General features: G+C 60.5%; 19 protein-coding genes and 3 tRNA genes. 7 read left to right on the top strand and 15 right to left on the bottom strand.

From position 1 onward, the window contains the following. Positions 1 to 2 precede the first annotated feature (2 nt). The 12 genes from deoB to ACJ8M3_RS15020 form a co-directional block, all read right to left on the bottom strand. A complete protein-coding gene (deoB, locus tag ACJ8M3_RS14965) occupies positions 3 to 1226 on the bottom strand; it encodes a phosphopentomutase (protein ID WP_033641795.1) in 1224 nt (407 codons plus the stop codon). A 193-nt stretch (positions 1227 to 1419) separates the two neighbouring features. Then, positions 1420 to 2745: a thymidine phosphorylase gene (gene deoA, locus ACJ8M3_RS14970; protein WP_033651704.1), complete on the bottom strand. Its 1326-nt coding sequence runs from the start codon at positions 2743 to 2745 to the stop codon at positions 1420 to 1422. A 66-nt stretch (positions 2746 to 2811) separates the two neighbouring features. Next, on the bottom strand, positions 2812 to 3591 hold the full coding sequence (deoC, locus tag ACJ8M3_RS14975) for a deoxyribose-phosphate aldolase (protein ID WP_033641793.1): 780 nt from the start codon (positions 3589 to 3591) through the stop codon (positions 2812 to 2814). A gap of 370 nt (positions 3592 to 3961) precedes the next feature. Further along, positions 3962 to 5239, bottom strand: coding sequence for a NupC/NupG family nucleoside CNT transporter (locus ACJ8M3_RS14980; RefSeq protein WP_004933076.1), 1278 nt, complete (start codon positions 5237 to 5239; stop codon positions 3962 to 3964). A gap of 184 nt (positions 5240 to 5423) precedes the next feature. Next, positions 5424 to 6206 carry a TatD family hydrolase gene (locus tag ACJ8M3_RS14985; protein ID WP_089197663.1) on the bottom strand — a complete coding sequence of 261 codons (783 nt, stop codon included), beginning with the start codon at positions 6204 to 6206 and terminating at the stop codon, positions 5424 to 5426. Continuing rightward, positions 6203 to 7321, bottom strand: coding sequence for a patatin-like phospholipase family protein (locus ACJ8M3_RS14990; protein ID WP_089197662.1), 1119 nt, complete (start codon positions 7319 to 7321; stop codon positions 6203 to 6205). Before ACJ8M3_RS14990 ends, ACJ8M3_RS14985 begins: the two co-directional genes overlap by 4 nt. Positions 7322 to 7331: 10 nt before the next feature. Beyond that, positions 7332 to 7517, bottom strand: coding sequence for a CsbD family protein (locus tag ACJ8M3_RS14995; RefSeq protein ID WP_004933086.1), 186 nt, complete (start codon positions 7515 to 7517; stop codon positions 7332 to 7334). A 68-nt stretch (positions 7518 to 7585) separates the two neighbouring features. After that, positions 7586 to 7747, bottom strand: a complete 162-nt coding sequence (locus ACJ8M3_RS15000; protein WP_004933089.1) for a DUF1328 domain-containing protein — start codon at positions 7745 to 7747, stop codon at positions 7586 to 7588. Positions 7748 to 7908: 161 nt separating this feature from the next. After that, positions 7909 to 8523, bottom strand: coding sequence for a molecular chaperone OsmY (gene osmY / locus ACJ8M3_RS15005; protein ID WP_033641790.1), 615 nt, complete (start codon positions 8521 to 8523; stop codon positions 7909 to 7911). A 516-nt stretch (positions 8524 to 9039) separates the two neighbouring features. After that, positions 9040 to 10629, bottom strand: coding sequence for a peptide chain release factor 3 (prfC, locus tag ACJ8M3_RS15010; RefSeq protein ID WP_089197661.1), 1590 nt, complete (start codon positions 10627 to 10629; stop codon positions 9040 to 9042). 151 nt (positions 10630 to 10780) lie between these two features. Beyond that, positions 10781 to 11224 carry a ribosomal protein S18-alanine N-acetyltransferase gene (gene rimI, locus ACJ8M3_RS15015; RefSeq protein ID WP_033641788.1) on the bottom strand — a complete coding sequence of 148 codons (444 nt, stop codon included), beginning with the start codon at positions 11222 to 11224 and terminating at the stop codon, positions 10781 to 10783. After that, complete coding sequence (locus ACJ8M3_RS15020) at positions 11169 to 11606, bottom strand: DNA polymerase III subunit psi (protein WP_033641787.1); 438 nt, start codon at positions 11604 to 11606, stop codon at positions 11169 to 11171. The genes rimI and ACJ8M3_RS15020 overlap by 56 nt, the downstream gene beginning before the upstream one ends. A gap of 146 nt (positions 11607 to 11752) precedes the next feature. Between ACJ8M3_RS15020 and rsmC the strand changes: the two genes are divergently transcribed. Beyond that, entirely contained in the window at positions 11753 to 12793 is a 1041-nt protein-coding gene (gene rsmC, locus ACJ8M3_RS15025; RefSeq protein ID WP_033641786.1) for a 16S rRNA (guanine(1207)-N(2))-methyltransferase RsmC, read from the top strand. A 51-nt stretch (positions 12794 to 12844) separates the two neighbouring features. Here the strand turns inward: rsmC and ACJ8M3_RS15030 are convergent, their stop codons facing one another. After that, entirely contained in the window at positions 12845 to 13837 is a 993-nt protein-coding gene (locus tag ACJ8M3_RS15030) for an aldo/keto reductase (RefSeq protein WP_047025178.1), read from the bottom strand. A 118-nt stretch (positions 13838 to 13955) separates the two neighbouring features. Between ACJ8M3_RS15030 and ACJ8M3_RS15035 the strand changes: the two genes are divergently transcribed. The 4 genes from ACJ8M3_RS15035 to ACJ8M3_RS15050 all read left to right on the top strand — a co-directional run bounded on the left by ACJ8M3_RS15035 (position 13956) and on the right by ACJ8M3_RS15050 (position 15311). After that, positions 13956 to 14900 carry a LysR family transcriptional regulator gene (locus ACJ8M3_RS15035; RefSeq protein ID WP_033651709.1) on the top strand — a complete coding sequence of 315 codons (945 nt, stop codon included), beginning with the start codon at positions 13956 to 13958 and terminating at the stop codon, positions 14898 to 14900. A gap of 72 nt (positions 14901 to 14972) precedes the next feature. Then, positions 14973 to 15059, top strand: a tRNA-Leu gene (locus ACJ8M3_RS15040). 36 nt (positions 15060 to 15095) lie between these two features. Next, positions 15096 to 15182, top strand: a tRNA-Leu gene (locus ACJ8M3_RS15045). Positions 15183 to 15224: 42 nt separating this feature from the next. After that, a tRNA-Leu gene (locus ACJ8M3_RS15050) sits at positions 15225 to 15311 on the top strand. 89 nt (positions 15312 to 15400) lie between these two features. Here ACJ8M3_RS15050 and ACJ8M3_RS15055 read toward each other — a convergent pair. Then, positions 15401 to 15685 carry a DUF1435 domain-containing protein gene (locus tag ACJ8M3_RS15055; RefSeq protein ID WP_033641783.1) on the bottom strand — a complete coding sequence of 95 codons (285 nt, stop codon included), beginning with the start codon at positions 15683 to 15685 and terminating at the stop codon, positions 15401 to 15403. A gap of 260 nt (positions 15686 to 15945) precedes the next feature. Between ACJ8M3_RS15055 and ACJ8M3_RS15060 the strand changes: the two genes are divergently transcribed. After that, positions 15946 to 17025, top strand: coding sequence for a GGDEF domain-containing protein (locus ACJ8M3_RS15060; RefSeq protein WP_047025177.1), 1080 nt, complete (start codon positions 15946 to 15948; stop codon positions 17023 to 17025). Between the two features lie 45 nt (positions 17026 to 17070). On the opposite strand, the gene ACJ8M3_RS15065 is transcribed toward ACJ8M3_RS15060, so the two are convergent. After that, on the bottom strand, positions 17071 to 17667 hold the full coding sequence (locus tag ACJ8M3_RS15065; RefSeq protein ID WP_033641781.1) for a TetR/AcrR family transcriptional regulator: 597 nt from the start codon (positions 17665 to 17667) through the stop codon (positions 17071 to 17073). A 136-nt stretch (positions 17668 to 17803) separates the two neighbouring features. Between ACJ8M3_RS15065 and ACJ8M3_RS15070 the strand changes: the two genes are divergently transcribed. After that, positions 17804 to 19000: an MFS transporter gene (locus ACJ8M3_RS15070; RefSeq protein ID WP_089195447.1), complete on the top strand. Its 1197-nt coding sequence runs from the start codon at positions 17804 to 17806 to the stop codon at positions 18998 to 19000. The last annotated feature ends 3 nt before the right edge of the window (positions 19001 to 19003 follow it).

Consider the following 19003-nt stretch of genomic DNA (forward strand, 5'->3'; position numbering starts at 1 on the left):
GCTTAGAACAGGGTCTTACCGTAATCCATCGGCGACAGGCCAAAGTAATTGGCGACGGTCTGGCCGATGTCGGCGAAGGTCTCGCGGTGGCCCAGCGAACCCGGTTTCACTTTCGGGCCGTAAACCAGCACCGGAATGTGCTCGCGGGTGTGGTCGGTGCCGCTCCAGGTCGGATCGCAGCCGTGGTCAGCGGTGAAGATGATGATGTCTTCGTCTTTCACCAGCTTCAGCAGTTCCGGCAGGCGGCGGTCGAACAGCTCCAGCGCGGCGGCGTAGCCCGCCACGTCGCGACGGTGACCGTAGGAGGAGTCGAAGTCCACGAAGTTGGTGAACACGATGGTGTTGTCGCCGGCCTTTTCCATTTCGATCAGGGTCGCGTCGAACAGCGCGTCGATGCCGGTCGCCTTCACCTTCTTGGTGATGCCGACGTTGGCATAGATGTCGGCGATTTTACCGATCGACACCACTTCGCCGCCCTTCTCGTCCACCAGCTTTTTCAGCACGGTCGGCGCCGGCGGCTCTACCGCCAGATCGTGGCGATTGCCGGTGCGCTGGAAGTGGCCCGGCTTGTCGCCGACGAACGGACGCGCGATCACGCGGCCGATGTTGTAACCGCCTTCGGTCAGCTCTTCACGCGCGATTTCGCACAGCTCATACAGGCGCTCCAGGCCGAAGGTCTCTTCGTGACAGGCGATCTGGAATACCGAGTCGGCGGAGGTGTAGAAAATCGGCTTGCCGGTTTTCATGTGCTCTTCACCCAACTGATCGAGGATCACGGTGCCGGATGAGTGGCAGTTGCCCAGGTAGCCCGGCAGATTGGCGCGCTCCACCAGCTTATCCAGCAGCGCCTGCGGGAAGCTGTTGTGCTCGTCCTTGAAGTAGCCCCAGTCGAACAGCACCGGCACGCCGGCGATTTCCCAGTGGCCAGACGGCGTGTCTTTACCGGAAGAGAGCTCGCTGGCGTAGCCGTAGGCGCCGATGATGTCGGCGTTGCGATCCAGCCCCTGCGGGAAGTTGCCGGTGGACTCTTCCGCCGCTTTGCCGAGGCCCAGACGGCTCAGGTTAGGCAGCGTCAGCGGGCCCTGACGGCCCACGTTGGCCTCACCGCGCGCGCAAACCTCGGCGATGTGGCCCAGAGTGTCGGAACCCTGATCGCCAAAACGTTCGGCGTCTTCGCTGGCGCCGATGCCGAAGGAGTCCAATACCATAATAAATGTGCGTTTCATCTGTGCTCTCCTGCGTGTTCTCACGCTATTGCGACCGCAAAACTGCAATCGCCCTTATTCTCTAAATTTATACCCAATGGATTTCAAGTTGTAGCTAGGCGGCTAGCGCGTGTATCCCCAGGAGCTTACTCAAGTAAGTGACTGGGGTGCACGCGTGCAGCCAACAACGCTACGGCTTGAAAGACGAGGGTCATCACGCTTGAGTGATGCGCTTATACACCACCGGCGTCGCTTCCGGCGCCTTGTCGCTCAGCGTCATTGCGCTGCGCACCGCATCGGCCGCCTGCTGCCAGCTCTCTTCATCGTTGGCGTGGATCATCGCCAGCGGCTGCTGGGAATCCGCCGTATCGCCCAGGCGCGCCATCTCGGTCAGGCCGACGCTGTAATCGATGGCGTCGCTCGCCCGACGGCGGCCGCCGCCCAACGACACCACCGCCATGCCCAGCGCACGGGTATCCATGGCGCTGATGATGCCCGGCTTTTCAGCATACACCGGCTTGCTCAGCGTTGCCGCCGGCAGATAGCTATCGTAGCGTTCGACGAAGTCTATTGGCCCCTGCTGCGCCGCCACCATGCGGCCAAACACCTCCGCCGCCTTGCCGTTATCCAGCACCGCCTGCAGCTTGGCGCGCGCGTCGGCCTCGTCTTTCGCCAGGCCGCCGGACAACAGCATCTCTACGCTCAGCGCCAGCGTCACTTCCAGCAGGCGCGGGTTGCGGTATTCGCCGGTCAGGAAGCGCACCGCTTCGCGCACTTCCACCGCGTTGCCGGCGCTGGAAGCCAGCACCTGATTCATGTCGGTCAGCAGCGCGGTGGTCTTGCAGCCCGCGCCGTTGGCCACGCCGACGATCGCCTGCGCCAAATCTTGCGACAGGGCATAGGTCGGCATAAAGGCGCCGGAGCCGACCTTCACGTCCATCACCAGCGCATCCAACCCTTCCGCCAGCTTCTTGGCCAGAATGGAGGCGGTGATCAGCGGGATAGAATCCACGGTGGCGGTGATATCGCGGGTGGCGTAAAAACGCTTGTCCGCCGGCGCCAGCGAGCTGGTCTGGCCGATGATCGCCACGCCGACGTCCTGAATGATTTTGCGGAAGGCGTTATCGTCCGGGAAAATATTGAAGCCCGGAATGGCTTCCAGTTTGTCCAGCGTGCCGCCGGTATGCCCCAGGCCGCGGCCGGAGATCATCGGCACATAGCCGCCGCAGGCCGCCACCATCGGGCCGAGCATCAGCGAAGTCACGTCGCCCACGCCGCCGGTCGAGTGCTTGTCGACGATCGGGCCGTTCAGCGCCAAACTCTTCCAGTCCAGCACGGTGCCGGAATCGCGCATCGCCATGGTGAGCGCCACGCGCTCCGGCATGCTCATGTCATGGAAATAAATGGTCATCGCCAGCGCGGCGATCTGCCCTTCCGACACCACATTGTCGCGAATGCCGTTGATGAAAAAGCGGATTTCCGCTTCGCTTAACGGCTGGCCGTCGCGTTTTTTACGAATAATTTCTTGAGCCAGGAACAAGGCATCCCCCTGTGTCGCCGAGAGTCGGTGCAGACGGGCGCGCCTGGCGCCCGCCAACGATATCGATCAGTAGCCGCCGCCGGCGGTCTGGGTTTGGTGGCCCAGCGCGGCCAGCAAGCTGGCCAGCAGGCTGGAAGCGCCAAAGCGGAAATGCCGCGCGTCGGCCCACCCTTCGCCCAGAATACGATCGGCAAGTTGCAGATAATGCAGCGCGTCTTCCGCGGTGCGCACGCCGCCGGCCGGCTTGAAGCCCACCGTCTTCGCCACGCCCATATCGCGGATCACTGACATCATCAGCTCGGCGCTCTCCAGGGTGGCGTTGACCGGCACCTTGCCGGTGGAGGTCTTGATAAAGTCGGCGCCGGCCTTGATGGCGATCTCGGACGCCTTGCGGATCAGATCGGCCTGCTTCAGCTCACCGGTTTCGATGATCACTTTCAGCAGCACGTTGGCCGCCTGGCAAGCCTGTTTGCACTGTTTCACCAGCTCGAAACCGACCTGTTCGTTGCCGGCGATCAGCGCGCGGTAAGGGAACACCACGTCCACTTCATCCGCCCCATAGGCGATGGCCGCGCGGGTTTCCGCCAGCGCGATGTCGATATCGTCGTTGCCATGCGGGAAGTTGGTCACGGTGGCGATACGGATGTCCGGCGTGCCTTGCTCGCGCAGCGCCTTACGCGCCACCGGGATAAAACGCGGGTAGATGCAGATGGCCGCCGTGTGGCCGGCCGGGCTGTTGGCCTGACGACAGAGGGCGATCACTTTCTCGTCGGTGTCATCATCGTTCAGCGTGGTTAAATCCATCAAGTTCAGCGCACGTTGCGCTGCTGCGGTTAATTCGGTCATAAAACTCTCCAACTGAGTACCTGGGTGTTGGCGAGCGGACTTGGTTCCATGAAGATAGCGCAGGGGAACGGCGTTCCCGCGGCGGCAACTGAGATCCTTCTCACCGCACATGGCCACCCGCCTTGCGGCCGGCCAGTAATAGCTATTTGAACACGAATGCCGGGGGCGATTCGCGTTCATCGTCACACTATATGAAATAGCACTGTAACAGACCGGAATTATATGTGAAGAACATCACAAAATAACGCGATATCGTTCACAAATTCGCTAAAGAAGCGGCTGAAGATCGCGGATGCGGCAAGCACCCGCGTTGCTTAGAGTATAGGCGGAGTCCCGCGATCGGTCGCGCCGACGCGGGCTCAGCGAGGGCTTACAGCGCCAGGAAGAAGCCGGCGATGGTGGCACTCATCAGGTTGGACAGCGTGCCCGCCGCCACGGCCTTCAGACCGAAGCGCGCGATGTCATGGCGACGGTTGGGTGCCATGCTGCCCAAACCGCCCAGCAGGATCGCCACCGAGGAGAGGTTGGCAAAACCGCACAGCGCAAAGGAGATGATCGCCTTGGTGTGCGTCGACAGCACCTGCAGGCCTTCCGCCGCCACCACATCGTCCGGACGCAGATAGGCGCCGAAGTTCATATAGGCGACAAACTCGTTGACGATGATCTTCTGGCCGATAAACGAACCGGCGGTCATCGCTTCACTCCACGGCACGCCAATCAGGAAGGCGATCGGCGAGAACACCCAGCCGAGGATCAGCTCGAGCGACAGCTGCGGGTAATCGAACCAGCCGCCGATGCCGCCGAGAATGCCGTTGAGCAAGGCGATCAGCGCGATAAACGCCAGCAGCATCGCGCCGACGTTCAGCGCCAGCTGCATGCCGGAAGCCGCGCCGGAAGCCGCCGCATCGATCACGTTGGCAGGACGATCCTCTTCGGCGATCAGTTTCATCGCATCGTCTTTATCGTGGGTCTGCTCGGTTTCCGGCACCATCAGCTTGGCGAACAGCAGCCCGCCCGGCGCGGCCATGAAGGACGCGGCGATCAGGTATTCCAGCGGCACGCCCATCTGCGCGTATCCCGCCAGCACCGAACCGGCCACCGAAGCCAGGCCGCCGCACATCACAGCGAACAGTTCTGACTGGCTCATGGTGGCGATATACGGACGCACCACCAGCGGCGCTTCGGTCTGGCCGACGAAAATGTTGGCGGTCGCCGACAGCGATTCGGTGCGCGAGGTGCCCAGCAACTTGTGCAGGCCGCCGCCCAGCACGCGGATCACCAACTGCATGATGCCGAGGTAGTACAGCACCGCAATCAGCGAGGAGAAGAACACGATCACCGGCAGGACGCGCAGCGCGAACACGAAGCCGCCGCCGCCGAACACCTCGAACATCTTGTCGGAAACCAGCCCGCCGAAGATGAACGAAATGCCCTGATTGCCGTAAGCGATAACGTTTGCCACGCCGTTAGACATACTGCCGAGGATGCTGCGGCCCAGCGGCACGTACAGCACCAGCGCGCCGATACCGACCTGAATGATGAACGCCCACACCACGGTGCGCAGTTTGATGGCCCGACGGTTGCTGGAGAGCAGCACCGCAATGGCGATCAGCACCGCCATCCCGACCAGACTCATGATGAGTTGCATGCAAAGTTTCCCTGTTGCAAAAAATAAAATACATCCCTGCTCATGAAGAGAGGTCTGCTATTGGAGAGTTTCGGGGGGGATTATACTGAGCGAGGTCACCCTCGCACCGATTTATGTCACAAATGTATACAACGAGACGCAAATGAAAATCTTATAACGTGACGCAAGTCACGTTATGCAGACATCAATTCGGCATGGCGAAGAGCGCTTGGGTATTGCGTTGCAGGTGGGCGGCTATCTCGTCGGCCGGTTCCGGCCGCAGTTCGCACAGCGCGTGAAACACCTCGGCGGCGCGCTCGGGGCGGTTCGGCTGCCCCTGATAGCCGGCCAGCGGCATGTCCGGCGCATCGGTCTCCAGCAGCAGCGCCTCAAGCGGCAGCTGTGCCATCACGGCGCGCGTTTTCTGCGCCCGCTCATAGGTGATGGTGCCGCCCACGCCGATGTAATAGCCGAGGCGGATAAACGCCTGCGCCTGCGACAGGCTACCGGCAAAGCCGTGCACCACGCCGCGGCGCGGCAGCTGCATGCGCCGCAGCGCGGCGGCCAGCTGGTCGTGGGTGCGGCGCGAATGCAGGATCACCGGCAGGTCATGCTGTTTCGCCAGCTTCAACTGGGCCAGCAGCACGCTGTGCTGGCGCTCGAACTGCGGGTTGTCCATATACAGATCGAGCCCGATCTCCCCCACCGCCACCAGCTTGCGCGGCCGTTCGGCCAGCAGCGTTGCCAGCTGCTCCAACTGCGGCTCATGATGCTGCGCGATATACAGCGGGTGCAGCCCCAGCGCGGCGAACAGCGGCGCATGATCTTGCGCCAGTCGCAGCACCCGGGCAAAGCGATCGGCGGTGACCGTCGGGACGATGATGCGCTGCACGCCGGCGCTTGCCGCCCGCGTCAGGCTCTCGGCCTCATGCCCGGTAAAGGGCGGAAAATCGAAATGGCAGTGAGTATCGGTAAAGGCGTAACTCACAGCGCCCCCCCTTCACCCGGCGGCAAATCACCCGGCAGAATGATCTTCGGCGCCGCTACCGCGGCCTCCGGCTGCGCGCCCAGCTCGGACGGCATGACGATATCGGTCACGATCGGCGAAGGCATTCTGACGTTCTCCGGCTGGATCAGGCGGCGCGACAACGCTTTTCGCACCTTCATGCCGTCGGGCTCCTGCTGCGCCATCCACTGGCCAACGGTGGCCAGGAAGTAGCGGCCGCAGCGGCGCCCCAGGTGATAATCCTGATTGAGCGCCCCCAATCGGCTGCCCAGCGCATTGCTGGCCAGCGGCTTCGGCGGGAAGATCTCGAAGATGCGCAGCTTGCCCGGCGGCTTTTCGATAAAGCGCTGGATGCGGTGATAGCTTTGCTCGTGATGCTGCAGGATGCGCACCATCTGCTGCAGGCTGCTGTCGCTCAGCCAATGCTCCATGCGTTTCATCCACTGCGGGGTGTAGTACATTTGCGAAGGCACGGTGCGGATCACCACGATGGTGTCGGCGCCGCGGCGATAGGCCTCTTCCACCGGGATCGCATCGCTGATGCCGCCGTCCTGATAGCTGACGCCGTCCAACTCCACGCCCTGACGGTAGAAGCCGGGAATGGCGCTGGACGCCTTGATGGCCGGCAGCCAGCGTTCGCGCTGCGCCGGCAGATAGGTCGGCTCGAAATCGTCGCTGCGGCAGGCGCACAGCAGGAATTCGCGCCCGTCGGTAAAGTGCTGTTCCGCCACGTCCATCGCCAGCGGCATCTGCGCCGCCGCCGTATCAACCAGCCAATCGAGATCGATCAGATGCCCGCCGCGCACGAAGCGCAGCGGATTGAAGAACTGTGCCGAAGTGGTGTAACGGGTGATCACCCGGCGCGCGTAGCCCATCTGCCCGCAGATATAGGCAGACAGATTCTGAGCGCCGGCCGATGTGCCGATCAGCAGATCGAAAGGGTTAAAGCCCGCGCGCTGAAACTCGTCCAGCACGCCGGCGGTGAAAATGCCGCGCTGGCCGCCGCCTTCGCAGACCAACGCCATTTTTCCTGGTCGAAAAGGTTTAGACGCCAGCGGTTCTATATTGCCGAGCGTGATGGGTATTCTGTATCCCAACTTGGCATCCTCAGTGAGACGTTTTCTCCGAGGATACCGCGTCTCGCTCTCTTCCGTAATCCTCTTGCAGCACGCCGACGAGGAAATCATTGCTGCCGGCCAACCAGGCACCATCGCTGCCGGACCATTCGGCCCAAGCCTGCCATACCTGACCTTTCAGCTGTTTCCAGCGCCCGACGATGATGTCGCTGTTCATGGCCGGCCCTCCCCGACGTGAGAAAAGGAATTAAGCTTTGTTACAGTTTGCAGGAAAATGCCGGCCGGCTAAGGGCGCCGACGGCCGGTGAACAGACTGACCAGGAACAGGATGATGCCGACAACGAACACGACTTTGGCGGCCCAGGCGGCGGTGCCCGCCAGCGAACCGAACCCCAGTGCCGCAGCGATAAGCGCGATGACTAAAAAGATAATGCCCCAACGAAACATAAGCTTCTCCTTACCATTGTGAAAAAATTCGCTGCCGTCTACCGCCCCGACAACGGGACATCGACGGCAAATCAGTTTCTTTTTTTGGTGGTACACGTCGGGCCGCCTTGACGGCCCGACAGATGCGGCTTGTTGTTACTTGTTACGGGCGCCTGGCGGGATTACTGCTTGACCACCAGGTCGTTTTTCACGCTTTTCACGCCGTCGATAGCCTTGGCGATGCTTTCGGCACGCTCAGACTGCGCCTGCGTTTTCACTTCACCGGAAAGCTGCACCACGCCATCGGTGGTTTCCACTTTCACATTGCGCGACGGCACGATGTCATCGGCCAGCAGCTTGGCTTTCAGCTCGCTGGTGGTGGCGGTGTCGCCGGCATACGATTTGATCGACTGGTTGGCTTCATCTTTCACGTGCAGCTTGTCGCTGACGGTTTTGACGCCTTCCACCTTGCCGGCAACCGCAACCGCATGCTCTGCCTGCGCCTGGCTGCCGACAAACCCGCTCAGGATCACGGTGCCTTTTTCGGTTTTCACCGAAATGTCAGTGCTTTTGATGCTCTTATCGTCCACCAATGCACTTTTAACTTTAGCCGTTATCGCGCTGTCATCCATGTAACCGTCAACTTTTTTCATGGAGCTATCGATTTTGGCACCGGCACTGTCCGCGGCGTTAGACGCCTTGTTGAGCAGACTGTCTTCGGCCAGCGCAGTGCCGCTCACCAAAGCAGAACCCAAAACAACAGCCATCAGCGAGTGTGCAAATTTGGTCTTTTTCATCGATCTCTTCCTTTTGTTGGGGGCCCCAGCGCCAGAGCGCCGGAACCCTTCAGCCGCCTTCACGCGGCCTCTCGGTAAATACTTCATCATCGCTATACGATTAAGCGTTCACGACAGGAATATTGCAACCGCCGTGCCAACTCCATAAACGCCTCAAAAATCAAACAAAAAAAGCGTTGAGTCGGATTTTTAATCAAAAAACTGTCGCCTATTGACGACAGACTAAGTGACACGAAACGGTAAAACAGTCATCTCATTGATATTTAAGGAAACAGACTGTCTCCTATCGGCAACACATCAGAATAACTCACCAAACAATAAGCGTATTACAGTGATTTACTCTCAAGCAATGTGCGGACATCTCGTTAAAGATAGACCATGCGGCGGAAAACGCAGGCCAATCGCGTCTCGCCTGGGCGACATCGATTCGCAGGATAAAATATGAGGAAGATTTATTAATTAGCGGAGTGAGAATACGGGGAATTGGCAGGGCGCACCGGGCGCCCTGCCGATGTATCAGTGTTCGCGGGTCTTGCGGAAGGTCACGTCAGGATAGCGTTCCTGCGTCAGGTTGAGGTTCACCATGGTCGGCGCGATGTAGGACAGGTTGTCCCCGCCGTCCAGCGCCAGGTTGATCTCGTTCTTGCGCTTGAACTCTTCGAACTTCTTCACGTCGTCGCACTCGACCCAGCGCGCGGTCGACACGTTGACCGATTCGTACAGCGCTTCCACGTTGTACTCGCTCTTCAAACGCGCCACCACCACGTCGAACTGCAGCACACCGACCGCGCCGACGATCAGATCGTTGTTGGCGATCGGACGGAACACCTGTACCGCGCCCTCTTCGGACAGCTGCACCAGCCCCTTCAGCAGCTGTTTCTGCTTCAGCGGATCGCGCAGGCGAATGCGGCGGAACAGCTCCGGCGCGAAGTTCGGAATACCGGTGAACTTCATGTCTTCACCCTGGGTGAAGGTATCGCCGATCTGAATGGTGCCGTGGTTGTGCAGGCCGATGATGTCGCCCGGGTAGGCTTCTTCCACGTGCGAACGGTCGCCGGCCATAAAGGTCAGCGCGTCGGAGATCACTACGTCTTTGCCGGTGCGCACCTGGCGCAGCTTCATGCCCTTCTCGTAGCGGCCGGACACCACGCGCATAAAGGCCACGCGGTCGCGGTGTTTCGGATCCATGTTGGCCTGGATCTTGAACACAAAGCCGGTGAATTTCTCTTCCGCCGCCGTCACTTCACGGGTGTCGGTTTTGCGCGGCATCGGCGCCGGCGCCCAGGCCACCAGACCGTCCAGCATATGATCCACGCCGAAGTTACCGAGTGCGGTACCGAAGAACACCGGGGTCAGCTCGCCGCTCAGGAACGCCGCCTGATCGAACTCGTGGGAAGCGCCCTGCACCAACTCCAGCTCATCGCGCAGCTGCGCCGCCAGATCTTCGCCTACGGCGACATCCAGCTCCGGGTTGTTCAGGCCTTTGACGATGCGCACTTCCTGAATGGTGTGGCCTTTACCGGTCTGGTACAGGTAGGTTTCATCCTTGTACAGGTGATAAACGCCTTTAAACAGCTTGCCGCAGCCGATCGGCCAGGTGATAGGCGAACAGGCGATTTTCAGTTCGCGCTCGACTTCGTCCATCACTTCCATCGGATCGCGGATGTCGCGGTCCAGCTTGTTCATGAAGGTCAGGATCGGCGTGTCGCGCAGACGGGTGACTTCCATCAGCTTGCGGGTGCGATCCTCAACGCCCTTGGCGGCGTCGATCACCATCAGACAGCAGTCCACGGCGGTCAGGGTGCGATACGTATCTTCGGAGAAGTCCTCGTGCCCCGGGGTATCCAGCAGGTTGACCAGGCTGTCGCGATACGGGAACTGCATCACCGAGGTGGTGATCGAGATCCCACGCTGCCTTTCCATTTCCATCCAGTCGGATTTGGCGTGCTGGCTGGAGCCGCGGCCTTTTACCGTACCGGCGGTCTGGATCGCCTGTCCGAACAGCAGCACTTTTTCGGTAATGGTGGTTTTACCGGCATCGGGGTGCGAGATGATGGCGAAAGTTCTTCTTTTGGAGACTTCGCGGGCAAATTCACTAGGAGACATGGTTTTCAGGTTCTACGGTTAGTCCGCCCTGCGACATCATCAGAACGCGCCGATCGCGGCGCCGGGCAAAGCGGTGAATAAAAGATAACAGCCGGGCATTTTCGCCGATTTGCCAACCGGTGACAATCAATGCTTTTTCCGGCCGGGCTGATTACCCCAGCGGCAGCGCCATCACGATCGCGTCTTCGCGGCCGTGGGCGCTCGGGTAATAATTGCGGCGCACGGTGACTTCGTTGAAACCAAGATCTTCATACAGCGCGATCGCCGCCTGGTTGGAGGCGCGGACTTCCAGCCACAGCGTAACCACGCCGCGGCTCTCCAACTGTTCGATCAACGCGTTGAGCAGCAGGCGGCCAAAGCCCCGGCGCTGGTGCTGCGGATGAATGGCGATGTTGAACAGCGTGGCTTCGTCCAGCACGATCTGCGTGATGGCGAACCCCGCCATCTCCCCATCGGCGCTCAGCTTCAGGTTAAGGTAGCGATCGCCCTGATTGCTGGCAAAGGTGGTTTCCGTCCAGGGGAAAGCGTGGCTGGCTTGCTCAATGTTGAAGGCCGTGGCCAGGTCGGCCGCCGTCAGGGTAGAAATCGTGTTCATGATGACAAATCTGCTGCCAGAGGGCGCGTTTGGCCCCCGCGTCTTGGGAAAGCTCGGCCAGCGCCGGGCTGTGTAGCTGCGCGCCGGCGACCGCGAGCGGTTCCGTCACGCCCAGCCGCCAACTGTTGCATGCGGTCTCTTCAGGCAGCATCGCCACCTGTTCCGGCGTCAGGCTGTAGGTTTGCGCCGGCGTCAGCCCCAGGCTGCGCAGCACGTCGCAAAACAGCGGATCGTCGGGCGCCGGCTGCGTCTGCGCCACCACCAGCAGGCGCGTCTCGGGCGGCAGACTGACCGCCACTTCGCCCTGCAACACGCCCGGGCGGCGCAATGTCCACTGCGTAATACCCAGTTGTTGTAACAGCCAGTCGCGTTTTGATGCCATGCCGATTCCTACCCGTTGTGGTGCGCCATGCCTGCCATGCGCCGCGCTATGCTAACAAACCCGCGCAGCCCGCGCCAACAAACCCGTCGAACATATCGCCACAAAGCTCTATAATCCCCGGTCTCATTTCCAGGAGCCAATATCTGATGTCTGCATTAACCCCCGCCAGTGAAGTCATGCTGCGCCACAGTGATGAATTTATCGAACGCCGCGTGCTGTTTGCCGGCGACCTGCAGGACAGCCTGCCGGCCCAATTCGAGGCCGCGGACGTGCGCGTCCACACTCAGCAATACCATCACTGGCAGTTACTGAACCGGACGATGGGCGATAACGTGCAGTTCGGTTTGACCGTCGATCCCGCTTTCGTCGCCGACTGCGACACGCTGGTTTACTACTGGCCGAAGAGCAAGCAGGAAGCGCAATTCCAGCTGTGCAACATCCTGGCGCTGCTGCCGGTGGGCGCGGACGTGTTCGTGGTCGGTGAAAACCGCAGCGGCGTGCGCAGCGCCGAGCCAACGCTGGAAGGCCACGTCACGCTGGTGAAAATCGACAGCGCGCGCCGCTGTGGCCTGTATCACGGCCGCCTGGACGCGCAGACCGAGTTCGACCTGAACGACTGGTGGGACAGCTATCAGCTGCACGATCTGGAAGTGAAAACGCTGCCGGGCGTGTTCAGCCGCGACGGTCTGGACGTCGGCAGCTCGCTGCTGCTGTCGACGCTGGAAAAACACATGAAAGGCAAGGTGCTGGACATCGGCTGCGGCGCCGGCGTCATGGCCTCGGTAATGTCCAAGCTGTCGCCGAAAGTCAAATTGACCCTCAGCGACGTCAACGCCGCCGCGGTGGAATCCAGCCGCGCGACGCTGGCCGCCAACGGCATCGAAGGGGAAGTGATCGTCAGCAACGTTTACTCCGACATCACCGGCCGTTTCGACATGATCATCTCCAACCCGCCGTTCCACGACGGGCTGCAGACCAGCCTGACCGCCGCCGAAACTCTGATCCGCGGCGCGGTGAAGCACCTGCCGATCGGTGGCCAACTGCGCATTGTCGCCAACGCCTTCCTGCCATACCCGGACATTCTGGACGCCACCTTCGGCAGCCACGAAGTGCTGGCGCAGAACGGCCGCTTCAAGGTGTACCAGGCGACCGTCGGCCGTCCGCCGCGCGCGCCGAAGAAGAAATAATTCGCCGTTGGCGGAAAACGACAGAGCGCGGCCTGCAGGCCGCGCTTTTTTTTAACCGTTGATGTAGGTCATCGACTCCGCGCCGTAGCGATCGCCGGCCGCCGCGCTCAGCGGGAACACCGCTTCAATCGCCGCCAGCTCAGCCGCGCTCAGCGTTATCTCCGCCGCCGCGACGTTCTCTTCAAGGTAACGACGGCGTTTGGTGCCGGGGATCGGCACGATGTGTTCCCCCTGCGCCAACACCCAGGCCAGCGCCAGCTGCGAAGGCTTGACGCCCTTCTGCGCCGCCAGCTCGCTCACCTTCTCCACCAGCGCCAGATTGCGGCTGAAGTTTTCCCCCTGGAAGCGCGGGTTGCTGCGGCGGAAGTCGTCCTCGGCCAGATCCTCCGGCCGCTGGATAGCGCCGGTGAGGAAACCGCGCCCTAACGGGCTGTAGGGCACAAAGCCGATGCCCAGGCGCTCGCAGGCCGCCAGCACGCCCTGCTCGGCGTCGCGCGTCCACAGCGAATATTCGGTCTGCAGCGCGGTGATCGGATGCACCTTGTGCGCCCGCTCCAGCGTGGCGACCGACGCCTCGCTCAGGCCGATGTGGCGGATCTTGCCTTCGCGGATCAGATCCGCCATCGTGCCCACGACGTCCTCGATCGGCACCTGCGGATCGACCCGGTGCTGATAATAAAGATCGATCTCCTCCACGCCCAAGCGCCGCAGGCTGCCCTCGACGGAGCGCCGGATATACTCGGGCCGGCTGCTGACGCCGCGCGCCGAAGGATCCGCCGGATCGCGCAGAATGCCGAACTTGGTGGCCAGGAACACCTGTTGCCGCTTGCCTTTGATCGCTTCCCCCACCAGCTCTTCGTTGGTGTGCGGGCCATACATGTCGGCGGTGTCGAGCAGCGTGACGCCCAGCTCCAGCGCCCGGTGCAGCGTGGCGATGGCTTCCTGCCGATCGGCGCCGGTGGAGTAGAAGTCGCTCATGCCCATGCATCCCAACCCCAGGGCGGAGACGACGGGACCGTGGGAACCGAGTTTACGTTGTTGCATTGTGCTGCCCTCATGCGGTGAATGGATAACGCAGCAAAGTCTGGTTGTTTACTCGACAAAGATAAATAATGCAGATTGCACATCACTGTTCAAAAATCACCAACAATCCGGAGTGGACATGGATCAGGTTCAAGCCATGCGCATTTTTACCCGCATCGTCGAACTGGGCAGCTTCAGCCGGGCGGCCGAACGCCTGCAGCTGCCGCGCGCCACGGTCAGCAACGCGCTGAAACGGCTGGAACAGCGGCTGGGCGTACGCCTGCTGATCCGCACCACCCGCCAGGTGCAGGTGACCAGCGAAGGCAGTCTCTACTATCAACGCTGCGTGCAGTTGCTGGGCGCGCTGGAGGAGGCGGACACGCTGTTCAGCCACCATAAGCTGCAGCCGTCCGGCAAAGTGCGCATCGATATGCCCCATTCGCTGGCGCGCGAGGTCGTCATTCCGGCGCTGGACGACTTCTACCGGCGCTATCCCGACATCACGCTGGCGCTGGGCGCCAACGACACCCACGTCGATCTGCTGCGCGAAGGCGTGGACTGCGTGCTGCGCGCCTGGGAAACCGAAGACGACAGCCTGGTGGCGCGGCGCATCGCCCAGTTGCCGCAGGTCACCTGCGCTTCCCCCGCTTACCTGCAGGCCCACGGTACGCCGCTCGACATCGATAGCCTGACGCCGCACCGCGCGGTGGGGTATTTTTCGCTGGCCAGCAACCGCGATTACCCGCTGGAGTTTTGCCGCGGCGGCAAGCTGGAACTGCGCGAACTGCCCGCCCGGCTGAGCGTCAGCGGCGCCGACGCCTATATCGCCGGCGCGCGTGCCGGCATGGGATTGATACAGGCGGCGCGCTATTCGCTTGCCCCTTGGCTGGAACAGGGCGAACTGGTGGAAGTGCTGGCGGAAACGCCGCCTCCGCCGATGCCGATTTACATCATGTATCCGCCCGGCCGTTTCCTGGCGCCGCGGGTCAGAGTGTTGATTGATTGGCTGATTTGGCTGTTTGACCAGCAGAAAAGCGGCGATATGGCTGTTTTTCCAGCAAACGCCCGCAAAGCGGGGAAATAACTGTTGACGTGTCCGCCAAAATCTCTAGAATTCGCCTCCGTGGTAACGTTACTCCGGTAATGTTTCTGGTACGCGAAGGTGGCGGAATTGGTAGACGCGCTAGCTTCAGGTGTTAGTGTCCTTACGGACGTGAGGGTTCAAGTCCCTCTCTTCGCACCAAATAACCACATGATTTATATTGCACTCAGCATCGATGCGAAGGTGGCGGAATTGGTAGACGCGCTAGCTTCAGGTGTTAGTGTTCTTACGGACGTGAGGGTTCAAGTCCCTCTCTTCGCACCACGCTGGCGACGTAATATAAATCAAAGCAACAACATCGACTGTGCGAAGGTGGCGGAATTGGTAGACGCGCTAGCTTCAGGTGTTAGTGTCCTTACGGACGTGAGGGTTCAAGTCCCTCTCTTCGCACCAATTGATGATCTCCCCGGCAGTATCCTCGAAAAAATCCCAACGCATTGATGAATCACACGCTTAAGCGTGGTTTTGCCGTTTCCGGCGTTTCACCCGAAGCTGAAGTTCAGACTGACAGCCGCCAGGCCGCCCGCCAGCGCCATACAGGAAGGCAGCAGCAGATAGTGGCGCAGCCGGCTGTTGAACAGCATCACCAGCGTGGCCAACATCGCTATCACGATCAGGGTGCGCAACTGCACCATATCCAGGTCGATCAAGGCCAGCAGCGGCATCAGCGCACAAGGCAGCAAAACGCCCCAGGCGCTGGCCAGGCGATCCCCGAGGCACCAACTGACGCCCCACAGCCCGCACGCGGCAATCATGGCGGTGAGCATGACAACCCCCCTTCAAGTGATAATGATAACCAATATCATATAACACTTTTTTGGCCGCCGCATCATTTTCACTGCGCTGACCAAACCCAGATGACACCAGCATGAAAAAATGATAATTTGACATAAGAAAATTCCTAGTCCTGTTTGCATGATAATAATCACAATCCTCAACCATGCAATTCAAGTGGATATTCGCGCCAAAGGAATGCTTCTCAACCTTAATTATTCGACAGAACGACTTTGCAAAGAGTGACCTCCGTATGAACGCCCGTTCTTATCAGGAATTACTGAACAGCAAGCAGCGCCTGGCATTATTTCTTTTTCTGATAATGAATGCCGCCTCTTCCGTATTTACATTATTGTTCCCTTTTAGGGATACGCCCGCATTTACCCTACCTTTATTATGTATACCGCTATTTTGTCTGGTAGCCGCGCTATTGTCCCTGCAAACGCCACGCAAATACTTGTGCAAACTCAACCTGTTCGCCGGCGTGCTCGGCCTGCTCTGGGCCGCACATATTTACGTTAAAAGTCAATATTGCCTACCGAATAACCAAGATTTTTTATTAATTAGTTTGTTTAGCATCTTTTTTATCAGCGCTATTTCCCTGACGGACAACTTTACCGCCTTTTGTTTACACGCCGTGCCTTCCGCAATGGTGATCCTGGCTTTAGACGGCATGCATAATACCCTGCGGATATTATTCACCACGCTATTACCTATTATCGCTTTCTCCATCCACCACCTGATGTTGAAACGCAGTGAAATCTTTACTCACGCGCTGGTGGCCAACCTGTATAACGAGCGAGATAAATTCAATAATTTGAGCATGATCGATCCTCTGACCGGCCTTTATAACCGGCGCGGGCTGGAGAATAAGATCACGATGCTGCTGGAACCGCAAACCGGCCATCATTACGTGCTGTTGCTGGATATCGACCACTTCAAGGTCTATAACGACAGCTACGGCCACGCCATGGGCGATCGGGCGTTGGTGCAGGTGGCGGTCGCCATCCGCGATGCGGTGCGTTCGCGCGACATCGTGGTGCGTTACGGCGGGGAAGAATTTTTGGTGCTGCTGACCAACGTGCACGAAGGCTACGCGGCGCAACTGGCCGAACGGGTGCGCCAGCGGGTGGCGGAGCTGAACATCCCGCACGGCGCCAGTCCGCAGCACAGCGGCACGCTGACGCTCAGCGCCGGCATCTCCGCGTTGGAAAAACTGGACATCGAATCGGCGATAGGCGCGGCCGACGCCGCGCTCTATCTGGCGAAGCACAGCGGCCGCAACAATATTCAGCTGGCGCAAAACGTCCAGCCCGCTGCCGTTCACTCCTAAGCCGCCGTGGTAACGGCGCGGCGGCTGACATCAACACTTATACGGCTATACGGCGGTGGAACGCAGCCCGTTCAGCAACAGGTTCAAACTGGCCAAGGCTTGTTCCAGCCCCACGTCTTTTTCCGGATGATGGGCGACCCACAGCGCGGCATCCATCAGGCCGCCGTTGATTAAATGCGCCAGCGCTTCCGGCTCGGCGATAGCGATACGCCGCTGCGCCATCAATACCTCCAATGCGCCCGTCATCCAGCTGATGCACGCCAGCTTGCTGGCCCGCAGATATTCAGCTCCCAGCACCGAAGGTGAATCACGCAACAGAATGCGTTGCGCTTGCGGCTCCGTCATCATGATCAGATAACTGCGGCAACGCGCCGCAAAAGCCTCCCAGTCATCCGCAGTACTCGCGGTTATCTCAGCCAGATGCGCATCCATCTCCGCGTCTATCGCCTGCACCACCGCCAGGAACAGCCCCTTTTTATCGCCAAAATGGTGATAGAGCGCGCCGCGCGTCAGGCCGGCCTGGGCGGTGAGATCATCCATCACCGTTTCGGCATACCCCACGTTGCCGAATTGCAGACGGGCCGCCGCCACCAGCTTTTGTCGGGTTTCTTCAATCATTTCGGTACGCGCTTTACGTGCCATGGGTTCACTCCCGCCTCGTTATTGATGACGTTATAATTGACATACGCTATGTATGTCAATTAACGTAACATACGTGGCGTATGTCAATGATGGACATTGAGCGAATACCGAGCCGCAACATTCCGGAGCCCATTTTATGGCAAATCCTTATTTCAAACTGTTCACCGCCCCGGGCAGCAAGGCGTTTTCCTCTGCCGGGCTAATCGCGCGCCTGCCGGTCTCGATGACCGGCATCGGCATCATTACCATGCTCTCGCAGGTACGCGGCTCCTATTGGTTAGCGGGCGCGGTGGCGGCGACGTTCGCCTTTTCCATGGCGCTGCTCGCGCCGCAGATCGCGCGCGCAGCGGATCGCTTCGGCCAACGCCGAGTGCTGCCGTATGCCACCGGGACCAGCGCGATCGCCCTCTTGCTGCTGCTGATTTGCACTCGCTGCCAGGCACCGGATTGGGCGCTGTTCGTCTTCGCCGCGCTCGCGGGCGGCATGCCCAGCATCTCCGCGATGGTCAGAGCTCGCTGGAGCGAAATTTATCGCGGCACGCCGCAGCTGCACACGGCATTTTCATTCGAGTCGGTGTTGGACGAAGTCGCCTTTATCATCGGCCCGCCGATCGCCGTGGGGCTCAGCGTTTCACTTTTCCCAGAAGCCGGCCCTCTGGTGGCCGCGCTGCTTCTGGTGGCGGGCGTCACGGCATTCGCCTTGCAAAAAAGCACACAGCCCCCGGTTTACACCCGCAACAGCGAGCGGCAGCGCGCCATCCTGGCTATGCCGTCAATGCAAATTCTGGTGCTGGCGCTGATCGCCCTGGGCACCATTGTCGGCACCGTGGACGTCATCAGCGTGGCCTTCGCCGAGCAGCAAGGCCAGCCGGCCGCCGCCAGCATCGTGCTGTCGGTTTACGCGTTTGGCTCCTGCCTCGCCGGGCTGATTTTCGGCGCAATGAAGATCCCCGTCCCCTTGCCCCGCCTGTTCTTATACGCGGCGTTCGCCACCGCATTCACTACCCTGCCGCTGCTGTGGGTGCACCATGTCTTGACGCTGGCGGCGGCGATGTTTGTCGCCGGACTGTTTTTCGCGCCGACCATGATCATTGCCATGGGGCTGGTTGAAAACATCGTGCCCCCCGCCAGGCTGACGGAGGGATTGACCTGGATGGTCACCGGTCTGGGGATAGGCGTGGCGTTCGGCGCAGCCCTGGCGGGCCTGGCGATCGACGCTGCGGGGATAACGGCCGGCCTTGGCGTCACGCTCACGGCCGGCCTGGTCGTACTGCTGGTGGCGGCCGGCGGCTATCGCCTAATGCGGCGAACGCTGGCCTTGAAAGCGGCGTGAACC

This window comes from Serratia sp. CY55921 (assembly GCF_052167655.1).
Taxonomy (GTDB): domain Bacteria; phylum Pseudomonadota; class Gammaproteobacteria; order Enterobacterales; family Enterobacteriaceae; genus Serratia; species Serratia ureilytica.

Bases quoted from the DNA above. Each gene is read 5' to 3' on its own strand.
- ACJ8M3_RS15065 (WP_033641781.1), bottom strand. From the start codon at position 17,667: ATGGCACGTAAAGCGCGTACCGAAATGATTGAAGAAACCCGACAAAAG.
- ACJ8M3_RS15055 (WP_033641783.1), bottom strand. From the start codon at position 15,685: ATGCTCACCGCCATGATTGCCGCGTGCGGGCTGTGGGGCGTCAGTTGG.
- ACJ8M3_RS15030 (WP_047025178.1), bottom strand. From the start codon at position 13,837: ATGCAACAACGTAAACTCGGTTCCCACGGTCCCGTCGTCTCCGCCCTG.
- osmY (WP_033641790.1), bottom strand. From the start codon at position 8,523: ATGAAAAAGACCAAATTTGCACACTCGCTGATGGCTGTTGTTTTGGGT.
- rsmC (WP_033641786.1), top strand. From the start codon at position 11,753: ATGTCTGCATTAACCCCCGCCAGTGAAGTCATGCTGCGCCACAGTGAT.
- ACJ8M3_RS14995 (WP_004933086.1), bottom strand. From the start codon at position 7,517: ATGAACAGCGACATCATCGTCGGGCGCTGGAAACAGCTGAAAGGTCAG.
- ACJ8M3_RS15035 (WP_033651709.1), top strand. From the start codon at position 13,956: ATGGATCAGGTTCAAGCCATGCGCATTTTTACCCGCATCGTCGAACTG.
- deoC (WP_033641793.1), bottom strand. From the start codon at position 3,591: ATGACCGAATTAACCGCAGCAGCGCAACGTGCGCTGAACTTGATGGAT.
- ACJ8M3_RS15000 (WP_004933089.1), bottom strand. From the start codon at position 7,747: ATGTTTCGTTGGGGCATTATCTTTTTAGTCATCGCGCTTATCGCTGCG.
- deoB (WP_033641795.1), bottom strand. From the start codon at position 1,226: ATGAAACGCACATTTATTATGGTATTGGACTCCTTCGGCATCGGCGCC.
- ACJ8M3_RS15070 (WP_089195447.1), top strand. From the start codon at position 17,804: ATGGCAAATCCTTATTTCAAACTGTTCACCGCCCCGGGCAGCAAGGCG.
- ACJ8M3_RS14980 (WP_004933076.1), bottom strand. From the start codon at position 5,239: ATGCAACTCATCATGAGTCTGGTCGGGATGGCGGTGCTGATCGCCATT.
- rimI (WP_033641788.1), bottom strand. From the start codon at position 11,224: ATGAACACGATTTCTACCCTGACGGCGGCCGACCTGGCCACGGCCTTC.
- prfC (WP_089197661.1), bottom strand. From the start codon at position 10,629: ATGTCTCCTAGTGAATTTGCCCGCGAAGTCTCCAAAAGAAGAACTTTC.
- ACJ8M3_RS15060 (WP_047025177.1), top strand. From the start codon at position 15,946: ATGAACGCCCGTTCTTATCAGGAATTACTGAACAGCAAGCAGCGCCTG.
- ACJ8M3_RS15020 (WP_033641787.1), bottom strand. From the start codon at position 11,606: ATGGCATCAAAACGCGACTGGCTGTTACAACAACTGGGTATTACGCAG.